We start from the raw sequence: 11,730 nt of genomic DNA on the forward strand, positions 1-11,730 counted from the left end.
TTCGACAGCGGTGATCTTGGCAGTTCAGAAAGATCGGCTACAGCGCGTTACCGTTTCAGCCGAACTAAAATAGGCGATATCAGATTGCTTTCATGTGATCGGATACTGCTACCCTTGCGCCGCTTTGCCTGCCTCCACAACTTATAAAAAAGGATCATCCCCATGAGCCGCACCATGACGGCGGATGCCTTGGCCAGTGCGCCAGGCTTCCTCTCCAAGGAACGCATCATCGCCCGGCCGGGCTTCAACCGCTGGCTGGTGCCTCCGGCTGCTTTGGCCATCCACCTGTGCATCGGCATGGCCTATGGCTTTTCGGTGTTCTGGCTGCCGTTGTCTCAAGCTTTGGGCATTACGGCGCCAGTGGCATGCGCGGCAGACATGAGCTTCGTCGCCCGATTGTTCAGCGCCGAGTGCGACTGGCCCATTTCGATGCTCAGCTGGATCTATACCCTGTTCTTCGTCTTCCTCGGCTGCTCGGCCGCCGTGCTGGGCGGCTGGCTGGAACACGCCGGCCCGCGCAAGGCCGGGCTGGTCTCGGCGCTGTGCTGGTGTGGCGGCATGCTGATCTCCGCCATCGGGGTGAAAACCCATCAGCTGTGGCTGATGTGGTTGGGTTCCGGCGTGATTGGCGGTATTGGCTTGGGCCTGGGGTACATTTCGCCCGTGTCCACCCTGATCAAGTGGTTCCCGGACAAGCGCGGCATGGCCACCGGCATGGCCATCATGGGCTTCGGCGGCGGTGCCATGGTGGGTGCACCGTTGGCCACGGCGCTGATGGGTCATTTTGGCAGCGCGCAAGAAGTGGGCGTGTGGCAGAGCTTCGTGGTCATGGCCGCGATCTACTTCGTGTTCATGACGGCCGGCGCCCTGGCCTATCGCATTCCGCCCACCGGCTGGAAGCCTGAAGGCTGGACCGCGCCGGCCAAGAAGGCGGGCAACGGCATGGTCACCGATCGCCATGTGCACGTCAGCGTAGCCTGGAAAACCCCACAGTTCGTCCTGGTCTGGCTGGTGCTGTGCCTGAACGTGTCGGCCGGTATCGGCATTCTCGGCATGGCCTCGCCGCTGTTGCAGGAAGTGTTCGCTGGCAAGTTGCTGGGCAATGAACTCACCTTCAGCCAGCTCAATGCCGCGCAATTGGCGCAGATTGCCGCCATCGCGGCGGGCTTTACCGGCTTGTTGAGCCTGTTCAACATCGGCGGGCGGTTCTTCTGGGCGTCGTTCTCCGACTACATCGGGCGCAAGAATACCTACTTCGCCTTCTTCGCCTTGGGCGTTGGCCTGTACAGCCTGATCCCGAACATGGGCCACCTGGGCAACGTGGCGCTGTTCGTGGCGGCGTTCTGCATCATCCTGTCGATGTATGGCGGTGGCTTCTCCACGGTACCCGCCTACCTGGCCGACCTGTTCGGCACACAGATGGTCGGCGCCATCCACGGGCGTCTGTTGACAGCCTGGGCGGCCGCCGGGGTGCTGGGGCCTGTGTTGATCACCTACCTGCGCGAATCTCAATTGGCGGCTGGCGTTGAACGTGCGGCAGCGTACGACATGACCCTGTACATCCTCGCCGGCCTGCTGGTGCTGGGCTTCATCTGCAACATGCTGATCCGCCCGGTGGCCGACAAGCACTTCATGACCGATGCGCAACTGGCCGCCGAACGTGCGTTGAGCCACGACAAGGGCGCTGACGGGGCGCGGTCCCTCGAGTGGAAAGCTGCGCCTGGCAGCCTGCCGCTGGTGCTGTTGGCCTGGGCCGTGGTGGTGGTGCCGTTGGCCTGGGGCGTCTGGGTGACCCTGCAGAAGACCGCCGTATTGTTCCACTGATCCGGGCTGGTCGAAGCCTTGCCACGGGGCCGTCGCGCCTGGCTCCGTGGCGTCGGTGCTACCAGCACGTGCGACAGGGCCGCGTTGAGTGGCGGCCCTTCAGATACCCCACAAACGATCCCCCGCTCCTGGTTGTATAGACCTGTAGTGGTATCCGAGCCCGCCATTGCTGGGCTTGCCATCTATCTTGCGCGTTCCAAGCAGCGGCCATCTGCGCCTATAATGCAGCCCTTTCGCCTAATGATTTTGCGGAGCTGGTGATGGTCGAACGTAAGGCTTCCGTCGAGCGCAATACCCTGGAAACCCAGGTCAAGTGCTCGATCAACCTCGATGGCAGTGGCAAGGCCCGATTCGATATCGGCGTGCCGTTCCTTGAACACATGCTGGACCAGATCGCTCGCCATGGGCTGATCGATCTGGATATCGAGTGCAAGGGTGACCTGCATATCGACGATCACCATACCGTCGAGGACGTCGGTATCACCCTGGGCATGGCGTTTGCCCAGGCCATCGGCGACAAGAAAGGCATCTTCCGTTACGGCCACGCCTACGTGCCGCTGGACGAAGCGCTGTCACGCGTGGTCATCGACTTCTCCGGCCGCCCTGGCTTGCAGATGCATGTGCCTTACACCCGTGCCAGCGTAGGCGGCTTCGACGTCGACCTGTTCCAGGAATTCTTCCAGGGCTTCGTCAACCACGCCCTGGTCACCCTGCACATCGACAACCTGCGTGGGCACAACACCCATCACCAGATCGAGACCGTGTTCAAGGCCTTCGGCCGCGCACTGCGCATGGCTGTTACCCTCGACGAGCGCATGGCCGGGCAGATGCCGTCCACCAAAGGGTGCCTGTAAATGCAGACGGTAGCGGTAATCGACTATGGCATGGGCAACCTGCACTCGGTCGCCAAGGCGCTCGAGCACGTCGGCGCCGGCAAGGTACTGGTCACCAGCGATGCAGCGGTGATCCGCGAAGCGGACCGGGTGGTGTTCCCAGGCGTTGGCGCCATTCGCGACTGCATGGCCGAAATTCGCCGCCTGGGCTTTGACAGCCTGGTGCGTGAAGTGAGCCAGGATCGCCCGTTTCTGGGCATCTGCGTGGGCATGCAGGCACTGCTTGAGCACAGCGAAGAAAACGACGGCGTCGACTGCATCGGCCTGTTCCCGGGCCAGGTACGCTTCTTCGGCAAAGACCTGCAAGAAGAGGGCGAGCACCTGAAGGTGCCGCACATGGGCTGGAACGAAGTCAGCCAGAGCGTCGACCACCCCCTGTGGCACGACATCAGCGACCGGGCGCGTTTCTATTTCGTGCACAGCTACTACATTGCCGCCGGCAAACCCACGCAGGTGGTCGGGCGCGGTCACTACGGCGTCGATTTCGCCGCGGCGCTGGCTGATGGTTCGCGCTTCGCGGTCCAGTTCCACCCGGAGAAGAGCCATACCCATGGCCTGCAGCTGTTGCAGAACTTCGTGGCCTGGGACGGGCGCTGGTAAATGAGCCGTTCGAAGACCAAGGCGCCGATCCTCACGTTGGCCCCCGAGCAGGAGCGTGAAGCGCTCGATACGCTCAAGCGCTTTCTCGAAGACCGTTTCGAGCTGGAGCTGGGGTCGTTCGAAGTCGCTGAGGTACTCGAACTGTTCACCCATCACATTGCACCCCATTACTACAACAGGGCGATCGCCGATGTTCAGCTGCACCTCAAGGAGCGGTTCGAGAGCATCGAAAGCGATCTGTGGGCGCTCGAGAAGCCCTGAAACCCCAAGAACGGACAGGTTCCCAAGATGCTGATTATCCCCGCTATCGATCTGAAGGACGGTGCCTGCGTGCGTCTGCGCCAGGGCCGTATGGAAGATTCCACGGTATTTTCCGATGACCCGGTGAGCATGGCCGCCAAGTGGGTCGAGGGCGGCTGCCGTCGCCTGCACCTGGTCGACCTCAACGGTGCCTTCGAAGGCCAGCCGGTCAACGGTGAAGTGGTCACCGCCATCGCCAAGCGCTACCCGACCCTGCCGATCCAGATCGGTGGCGGCATTCGCTCGCTGGAAACCATCGAGCACTACGTCAAGGCTGGCGTCAGCTACGTGATCATCGGCACCAAGGCGGTGAAGCAGCCTGAATTCGTGGCCGAGGCCTGCAAGGCCTTCCCCGGCAAGGTCATCGTCGGCCTGGACGCCAAGGACGGTTTCGTCGCCACCGACGGCTGGGCTGAGGTGAGCACGGTGCAGGTCATTGACCTGGCCAAGCGCTTCGAGGCCGATGGCGTCTCGGCGATCGTCTACACCGACATCGCCAAGGACGGCATGATGCAGGGCTGCAACGTGCCCTTCACCAAGGCCCTGGCAGAAGCCACGTCGATACCGGTAATCGCCTCGGGCGGCATTCACAACCTGGGCGACATCAAGGCACTGCTACAGGCCAATGCGCCTGGCATCATTGGCGCCATCACCGGCCGTGCCATCTATGAGGGCACCCTCGACGTCGCCGAGGCCCAGGCCTTCTGTGACACCTACCCGAGCATTGGCCAGCGCTAAGCGTCTGCGGCAAGGGGCCCGTTCGGTGCGTATCCCTTGCCGCCCCAAGCTTGCAGTTGCTTCCCAGGAGCCCTCTCATGGCTTTAGCTAAACGCATCATCCCTTGCCTGGACGTGGACAACGGCCGTGTGGTCAAGGGCGTCAAGTTCGAGAACATCCGCGATGCCGGTGACCCGGTTGAAATCGCCCGGCGCTACAACGAGCAGGGTGCGGACGAAATCACGTTCCTCGATATCACGGCCAGCGTTGACGGCCGCGACACCACGCTGCACACCGTCGAGCGCATGGCCAGCCAGGTCTTCATCCCGCTGACCGTCGGTGGTGGCGTGCGTACCGTGCAGGACATCCGCAACCTGCTCAATGCCGGTGCCGACAAGGTGTCGATCAATACTGCCGCCGTGTTCAACCCGGAATTCGTGGGCGAGGCCGCCGATCGTTTCGGCTCGCAGTGCATTGTCGTGGCCATCGATGCCAAGCAGGTATCCGGCCCTGGCGAAACGCCGCGCTGGGAAATCTTCACCCACGGCGGACGCAAGCCGACCGGTTTGGACGCGGTAGAGTGGGCCAAGAAGATGGAAGGCCTGGGCGCGGGCGAGATCCTGCTGACCAGCATGGACCAGGATGGCATGAAGAACGGGTTCGACCTGGGCGTGACCCGTGCCATCAGCGATGCGTTGAGCATCCCGGTGATCGCCTCGGGCGGGGTGGGTAACCTTCAGCACCTGGCCGATGGCATCTTGCAAGGGCATGCCAGTGCCGTGTTGGCTGCCAGCATCTTCCATTTTGGGGAGTACACGGTGCCTGAGGCCAAGGCCTATATGGCAGCGCGCGGAATCGTCGTTCGCTGACCCGAAAAAAAAGGGGCTGCCAGGCAGCCCCTTTTGCTGATCAGCCCTGCTTCACTTCGCGCATGGGCTTGCCTTTGACCGGCGCGTCGTTGGCCACGTAGTACTTGGCAGTGCTGCGCGGCAACGGCTTGCGACCACGGATCTTGTCCGAGATTTTCTCGGCAATCATGATGGTGGTGGCGTTGAGGTTGCCGGTGATGATGATCGGCATGATCGACGCATCCACTACACGCAGGCCCTGCATGCCATGCACGCGGCCTTCGCCATCGACCACCGCCATGTCGTCGGTACCCATCTTGCACGAGCAGGATGGGTGGTAGGCGGTTTCGGCGTGCTCACGGATGAATTTGTCCAGCTCTTCATCGGTCTGCACATGCGCGCCTGGGCTGATTTCCCGACCGCGGTACGGGTCCAGCGCCGGCTGGGCCATGATTTCGCGGGTCAGGCGAATACCGTCACGGAATTCTTCCCAGTCCTGCTCGGTGGCCATGTAGTTGAACAGGATGCTCGGGTGCTGGCGTGGGTCCTTGGACTTGACCTGCACGCGGCCGCGGCTAGGCGAGCGCATCGAGCCCATGTGCGCCTGGAAGCCATGTTCCTTGACGCCCTTGGAGCCGTTGTAATTGATGGCAACCGGCAGGAAGTGGTACTGGATGTTCGGCCATTTGAATTCAGGGCGCGAGCGAATGAAACCGCCGGCCTCGAACTGGTTGCTGGCCCCGATACCGGTACCGTTGAACAGCCACTCCGCGCCGATGGCCGGCTGGTTCCACCACAGCAGCGATGGGTACAGCGATACGGGCTGGGTGCACGCGTACTGAAGGTACAGTTCCAGGTGATCCTGCAGGTTTTCGCCAACCCCTGGCAGGTCGTGAACGACCGGGATGTCCAGGCTTTCGAGCAGGGCGCGCGGGCCTACACCGGAGCGCTGCAGCAGTTGCGGCGTGGCGATGGCGCCGGAGCTGACGATCACTTCCTTGCGCGCGCGTGCTTCGACGCGCTCTTCGCTGTCGCCCACCAGGTAGCTCACACCAATGGCGCGCTTACCGTCGAACAGTACGCGGTCGCTCAGGGCGTGAGTCACGATGGTCAGGTTGGGGCGTTTCTTGGCCTGGTCCAGGTAACCGCGGGCAGTGCTGGAGCGGCGGCCATTCTTGGTCACCGAACGGTCCATCGGGCCGAAGCCTTCTTGCTGGTAGCCGTTGAGGTCTTCGGTGCGCGGGTAGCCGGCCTGTACGCCAGCTTCGACCATGGCGTTGAACAGCGGGTTGTTACCCGCCTTGGGCGTGGCCACGCTCAACGGGCCGTCGCCACCGTGATAGTCGTTGGGGCCGATGTCGCGGGTTTCGGCCTTGCGGAAGTACGGCAGGCAGTCCAGGTAGGCCCAGTCTTCCAGGCCTGGCAGCTCAGCCCAGCCATCGAAGTCCAGGGCGTTGCCGCGGATGTAGCACATGCCGTTGATCAGCGAGGAGCCACCCAGGCCCTTGCCACGGCCACATTCCATGCGGCGGCCGTCCATGTGCGGCTCCGGGTCGGTCTCGTAGGCCCAGTTGTAGCGACGGCCTTGCAGCGGGAAGGCCAGGGCGGCTGGCATCTGGGTGCGGAAGTCGAAGCGATAGTCAGGGCCGCCCGCTTCGAGCAGCAGTACGGTGGTGCCTGCGTCTTCGGTAAGGCGAGTAGCCAGGGTGTTACCGGCAGAGCCGGCACCAACGATGATGTAATCGTATTCCATGGGGAAGCTTCCTCCGGAAGCAGTTGCGCGTCTGGCGCTGCACCTGGGTGCAGCCTGGCCTCACGCGCAAATGGATGAGTGCTGCAAGGGCCGGTCGGTCAACGACCGGCGCTGTCCTGCAGCATGGGCTGGCGTGCTACGGGCGGTCAGAAGACCGACGCGTAGTCGCCCAGCTCGACCTGTACCGACTTGATGCGGGTGTATTGGGCCAGCGAGCTGATGCCGTTCTCGCGACCAACGCCCGATTGCTTGTAGCCACCCACCGGCATTTCGGCTGCGGACTCGCCCCAGGCGTTGATCCAGCAAATGCCCGCTTCAAGCTGGTGGATGATGCGGTGGGCACGGTTCAGGTCGTTGGTGCACACGCCGGCTGCCAGGCCGTATTCGGTGTCGTTGGCGCGGCGGATCACTTCTTCCTCGGTCTCGTAGCTGAGGATGCTCATGACCGGGCCGAAAATCTCTTCCTTGACGATGGTCATGTCGTCGCGGCAATCGGTGAACACGGTCGGGGCCACGAAGGCACCCTTGCCGAAGTCGCCTTCGGTCAGGCGCTCGCCGCCACACAGTACGCGAGCACCTTCTTCCTTGCCCTTGGCGATGTAGCCCAGCACGCTTTCCATGTGCTGGAAGCTGACCAGCGGGCCGAAGTTGGTGTTTTCATCTTCCGGGTTGCCGGCACGGATGCGCGCCACGCGCTCGAGAATCTTGGCTTCGAAAGCGGCCTTGTGCTCGGCTGGGATGAACACGCGGGTACCGTTGGTGCACACCTGGCCCGAGCTGTAGAAGTTGGCCATCATGGCGATGTCGGCGGCCTTGTCCAGGTCGGCGTCGGCGCAGATGATCAGCGGCGACTTGCCGCCCAGCTCCATGGTCACTTCCTTGAGCGAGGAGCTCGAGGCGCTGGCCATGACCTTCTTGCCGGTGGTGGTGCCGCCGGTGAAGGAGATCTTCTCGATGCGCGGGTGCTCGGTCAGCCAGCTACCGACTTCGCGGCCGCTGCCGGTCAGTACGTTGAACACGCCGTCCGGCAGGCCGGCCTCGGTGTAGATCTCGGCCAGCTTGAGGGTGGTCAGCGAAGTGACTTCCGACGGCTTGAAGATCATCGCGTTGCCGGCAGCCAGGGCCGGTGCGGATTTCCACAGGGCGATCTGGATCGGGTAGTTCCAGGCACCGATACCTGCGGTCACGCCCAGCGGTTCGCGGCGGGTGTAGACGAAGGACGATTCGCGCAGCGGAATCTGCTCGCCTTCGATGGCAGGTACCAAGCCTGCGTAGTATTCCAGTACGTCGGCGCCGGTTACGATGTCGACGTAGCGTGTTTCGGAGTAGGACTTGCCGGTGTCCAGGGTTTCCAGCATGGCCAGCTCGTCGTTGCGTTCGCGCAAGATGTCCACGGCGCGGCGCAGGATGCGCGAGCGCTGCATGGCGGTCATGGCCGCCCACACTTTCTGGCCGCGCTCGGCGCTTTCGACAGCCTTCTCGACGTCAGCTTCGGTGGCGCGTTGCACGTGGGCAATCACTTCGCCGGTAGCCGGGTTGATGGCTTCGAAGGTGGCATCAGTGCCAGCGTCGACATAACCGCCATCGATGTAGAGTTTTTGCGTTCCGAAACGGGCCATAGTGTCCTCGCAAGTGCAATGTGTGAGTAGGCCGGGCGTCACGCTCCTGCCGTGCTGGCAGAGGCCGTGCGCCGTTTTTCAGCAGCGGGGTCGGTGCCCAGTGTGTGCTGCTTGGCCAGTTGTAGATCCATGTATTCGTAAGCGATCCGTATCGCCTGGTCAGTGTCGAAGGCATCCCCCGACAAGGCGCCACGCAGCCACAGGCCGTCGATCAGGGCCGCCAGCCCGCGGGCTGCCTTGCGTGCATGGTAAAGCGGCAGCACGCGGCGAAACTGGCAACACAGATTGGAGTACAAACGGTGGTCATTGATCCGTTGCAATCTGTGCAGATCGGGCTGGTGCATGCTGGAAGCCCAGAAAGCCAACCAGGTTTTCATCGCCGGGCCATTCACCTGGCTGGCATCGAAGTTGCCCTCGATGATCACTTTCAGGTGGGCGCGCGGCGCATTGTCCGTCAACGCCTGGCGGCGCGCTCGCACGCCTTCGTTGAGCATGCTCATGATGTAACCCATCGTCGCTGCGATCAGGCCGTTCTTGTCCCGAAAGTAGTGACTGATGATGCCGTTCGACACGCCGGCCAAACGGGCAATGAGCGCAATGCTGGCGTCCCCCAGACCGACCTGATCGACCGCCTGTAGCGTGGCTTCGATCAACTGCTGACGGCGGATGGGTTGCATACCGACCTTGGGCATCTTGCTTTCTCCTCAGGTCTGCCAGCAGACGACAAGCGTCTGACTCGGCGAAGACCAGTCTATTTTGTTTTGATTGAACGTTCAATCAATAAAGAATAAGCTCTGCGACAATTTGTGCCATTGACAGCCCATGTGGCGGCGCCAGCGGCATCGATTAAAACCTTAGGAAATCGCGCAAACCCAGGGCCGGCAAGGCTTGTACGGGGGCGATCGATAAAGGACGCAGACGCCGTCGCAGCGTGAACAACCTGCGACATGCCTCAGGATCGGGCGATATCCCTGTGACCAATGCGCGCATGTGCAACCCTGCGCAGCAGTTTGAAGCGGTGATAACGGCGTATGTGTTGCAGCGGATCGGTTCGAAACCGCGATTCCCAGGGTGCTTTTATAACACCTGATGCAGTGGGGGTATTCCACCAAATGCTCAGGAAGACCGATTAGCCTCCACTGCCGTTCTGCCCGGAGCCTTCTTGCAATGAGTTCTGCCTCACTAACCAAACCCCCCGCCGAGAGGGTACGGGTCAACCGCGTGGTGTTCTACACCTCGGCGCTGATGATCCTCGTTCTGACTGCCTTGCTTATCGCTGTTCCTGAAACTGCCGGCCGCGTACTGGGCGTCGCCCAGCAGTGGCTGACGCGCAGTTTCGGCTGGTACTACATGCTGGTGATCTGCGGCTACTTGCTGTTCGTCATCTACCTGGCGTTTTCCGACTACGGCAAGCTCAAGCTGGGCGGCAAGGAAGATCAGCCTGACTTCAGCTATGGCGCCTGGGCCGGCATGCTGTTCTCGTCGGGCATCGGTATTTCGCTGTTGTACTTCGGCGCATCCGAGCCACTGGATCACTATTTCAATCCGCCCGAAGGCACGCCGGCCAGCCTGGAAGCGGCGCGTCAGGGCCTGCAACTGACGTTCCTGCACTGGGGCCTGCATGGCTGGGCGATCTACGCCCTGGTGGGCTTGGCCGTGGGGTACTTCGCCTACCGTCACAACCAGCCGCTGGCACTGCGCTCGGCACTCTATCCACTGGTAGGCGAGCGCTGGGTCAAGGGCGCTGCCGGCAACGCTGTGGATATCTTCGGCATGTTCGTGACCCTGCTGGGCCTGGTCACCAACCTCGGGATCGGCTCGATGCAGGTCGCATCGGGGCTCGAATACCTGTTCGGCATGGACCACAGCAAGACCAACCTGCTGGTAGTGATCCTGGTAATGGCTGGCGTTGCCACGGTGGCGGCGGTCTCGGGTGTGGAAAACGGCATCCGCCGCCTGTCCAACCTGAACATCGCGCTGTTCAGCGGGCTGCTGATCTTCGTACTGCTGGGCGGCCAGACCCTGCACCTGCTCAACGGCTTCGTGCAGAACGTGGGCGACTACCTCAACGGCATCGTGCTGAAAACCTTCGACCTTTATGTGTATGAGGGTGAGTCGGGCAAGTCAGAGCGCTGGTTGGGCCTGTGGACAGTGTTCTATTGGGCCTGGTGGATTTCCTGGGGCCCGTTCGTGGGGATGTTCATTGCCCGGATCTCCAAGGGCCGTACCGTGCGCCAGCTGGTCAGCGGTGTGCTGTTGATCCCGCTGGGCTTCACCCTGGCGTGGCTGTCGATCTTCGGCAACACAGCCTTGGACCTGGTGATCAACCATGGCGCCGTCGAACTGGGCAAGACCGCCCTCGAGCAGCCGTCCATGTCGATCTACCAGCTGCTGGAATATTTCCCGGCCGCGAAGATCGTGATCGGCGTGGCCGTGTTCGTGGGCTTCGTCCTGTTCCTGACCCCAGCGGATTCCGGCGCAGTCATGATGGCCAACCTGTCGTGCAAAGGCGGCAAGGTCGACGAGGACGCCCCGCACTGGATGGTGGTGTTCTGGTCGGTGATCATCACCCTGGTCACCATCGGCCTGTTGTTCGCCGGCAACTTCGAAGCCATGCAGACCATGGTGGTACTGGCAGGCCTGCCGTTCTCGGTGGTGCTGGTGCTGTTCATGTTCGGCTTGTACAAGGCCATGCGGCAGGACGTGGCCATGGAGCAGGAGCGGGCCGAACTGGCCGCACGTGGCCGTCGAGGCTTCAGTGAGCGGCTGACCCAGCTCGAACTGCAACCGACCCAGGCTGTGGTGCAGCGCTTCATGGACAAGCAGGTCAGCCCTGCGCTGAAGGATGCTGCGGCTCAGTTGCAAACCCAGGGCTTCGACGTCGAGACCCGGGTCGGCCAATCGCGCAACATGATGGGCCTGCGGGTGATGATGGAAGAAGGTAACCCCTTCGTCTATGAAGTCAGCCTCGACGGCTACATGGCTGCACCGACAGAAGCCCCGGTCGAAGGTGAGCCCGAGGTACGGCAACGCTTCTACCGTGCCGAAGTGTATTTGCACGACGGTAGCCAGGAGTATGACCTGATGGGCTTTGCGCCTGAACAGATCGTGCGCGATGTACTGGACCAGTTCGAGAGCCATCGGCAAGTGTTGGGGCGGGTATACAGCTGACGCTT

General features: G+C 62.3%; 10 protein-coding genes. 7 read left to right on the top strand and 3 right to left on the bottom strand.

All coding sequences use genetic code 11. The features are described 5' to 3' along the window. Positions 1 to 162 precede the first annotated feature (162 nt). The 6 genes from CRP40_RS12610 to hisF all read left to right on the top strand — a co-directional run bounded on the left by CRP40_RS12610 (position 163) and on the right by hisF (position 5,203). Positions 163 to 1,824 (top strand): OFA family MFS transporter, encoded by a 1,662-nt coding sequence (locus CRP40_RS12610; RefSeq protein ID WP_027914087.1) that lies wholly within the window; start codon positions 163 to 165, stop codon positions 1,822 to 1,824. A gap of 260 nt (positions 1,825 to 2,084) precedes the next feature. Then, positions 2,085 to 2,678, top strand: a complete 594-nt coding sequence (gene hisB / locus CRP40_RS12615) for an imidazoleglycerol-phosphate dehydratase HisB (RefSeq protein ID WP_023532883.1) — start codon at positions 2,085 to 2,087, stop codon at positions 2,676 to 2,678. Then, a complete protein-coding gene (gene hisH / locus CRP40_RS12620; protein WP_023532895.1) occupies positions 2,679 to 3,317 on the top strand; it encodes an imidazole glycerol phosphate synthase subunit HisH in 639 nt (212 codons plus the stop codon). Further along, positions 3,318 to 3,578, top strand: coding sequence for a DUF2164 domain-containing protein (locus CRP40_RS12625; protein WP_027914086.1), 261 nt, complete (start codon positions 3,318 to 3,320; stop codon positions 3,576 to 3,578). Positions 3,579 to 3,605: 27 nt separating this feature from the next. Further along, positions 3,606 to 4,355, top strand: a complete 750-nt coding sequence (gene hisA / locus CRP40_RS12630) for a 1-(5-phosphoribosyl)-5-[(5-phosphoribosylamino)methylideneamino]imidazole-4-carboxamide isomerase (protein ID WP_023533011.1) — start codon at positions 3,606 to 3,608, stop codon at positions 4,353 to 4,355. A gap of 77 nt (positions 4,356 to 4,432) precedes the next feature. After that, positions 4,433 to 5,203 (top strand): imidazole glycerol phosphate synthase subunit HisF, encoded by a 771-nt coding sequence (hisF, locus tag CRP40_RS12635; protein WP_027914085.1) that lies wholly within the window; start codon positions 4,433 to 4,435, stop codon positions 5,201 to 5,203. Between the two features lie 40 nt (positions 5,204 to 5,243). On the opposite strand, the gene betA is transcribed toward hisF, so the two are convergent. The 3 genes from betA to betI all read right to left on the bottom strand — a co-directional run bounded on the left by betA (position 5,244) and on the right by betI (position 9,246). Further along, positions 5,244 to 6,935, bottom strand: a complete 1,692-nt coding sequence (gene betA / locus CRP40_RS12640) for a choline dehydrogenase (RefSeq protein WP_023532909.1) — start codon at positions 6,933 to 6,935, stop codon at positions 5,244 to 5,246. A 146-nt stretch (positions 6,936 to 7,081) separates the two neighbouring features. Then, positions 7,082 to 8,554 (bottom strand): betaine-aldehyde dehydrogenase, encoded by a 1,473-nt coding sequence (betB, locus tag CRP40_RS12645; RefSeq protein ID WP_027914084.1) that lies wholly within the window; start codon positions 8,552 to 8,554, stop codon positions 7,082 to 7,084. 38 nt (positions 8,555 to 8,592) lie between these two features. After that, positions 8,593 to 9,246 carry a transcriptional regulator BetI gene (gene betI, locus CRP40_RS12650; protein ID WP_027914083.1) on the bottom strand — a complete coding sequence of 218 codons (654 nt, stop codon included), beginning with the start codon at positions 9,244 to 9,246 and terminating at the stop codon, positions 8,593 to 8,595. Between the two features lie 532 nt (positions 9,247 to 9,778). Here betI and CRP40_RS12655 point away from each other — a divergent pair. Further along, positions 9,779 to 11,725 (top strand): BCCT family transporter, encoded by a 1,947-nt coding sequence (locus tag CRP40_RS12655; protein ID WP_230396038.1) that lies wholly within the window; start codon positions 9,779 to 9,781, stop codon positions 11,723 to 11,725. Positions 11,726 to 11,730: the final 5 nt, after the last annotated feature.

Source organism: Pseudomonas sp. URMO17WK12:I9 (assembly GCF_900230165.1).
Classification (GTDB): Bacteria; Pseudomonadota; Gammaproteobacteria; order Pseudomonadales; family Pseudomonadaceae; genus Aquipseudomonas; species Aquipseudomonas fulva.

Excerpts from the sequence above, each read along its gene's own strand:
- hisB (WP_023532883.1), top strand. The coding sequence starts at position 2,085 with ATGGTCGAACGTAAGGCTTCCGTCGAGCGCAATACCCTGGAAACCCAG.
- betA (WP_023532909.1), bottom strand. The coding sequence starts at position 6,935 with ATGGAATACGATTACATCATCGTTGGTGCCGGCTCTGCCGGTAACACC.
- hisH (WP_023532895.1), top strand. The coding sequence starts at position 2,679 with ATGCAGACGGTAGCGGTAATCGACTATGGCATGGGCAACCTGCACTCG.
- CRP40_RS12625 (WP_027914086.1), top strand. The coding sequence starts at position 3,318 with ATGAGCCGTTCGAAGACCAAGGCGCCGATCCTCACGTTGGCCCCCGAG.
- betI (WP_027914083.1), bottom strand. The coding sequence starts at position 9,246 with ATGCCCAAGGTCGGTATGCAACCCATCCGCCGTCAGCAGTTGATCGAA.
- betB (WP_027914084.1), bottom strand. The coding sequence starts at position 8,554 with ATGGCCCGTTTCGGAACGCAAAAACTCTACATCGATGGCGGTTATGTC.
- CRP40_RS12610 (WP_027914087.1), top strand. The coding sequence starts at position 163 with ATGAGCCGCACCATGACGGCGGATGCCTTGGCCAGTGCGCCAGGCTTC.
- hisA (WP_023533011.1), top strand. The coding sequence starts at position 3,606 with ATGCTGATTATCCCCGCTATCGATCTGAAGGACGGTGCCTGCGTGCGT.
- hisF (WP_027914085.1), top strand. The coding sequence starts at position 4,433 with ATGGCTTTAGCTAAACGCATCATCCCTTGCCTGGACGTGGACAACGGC.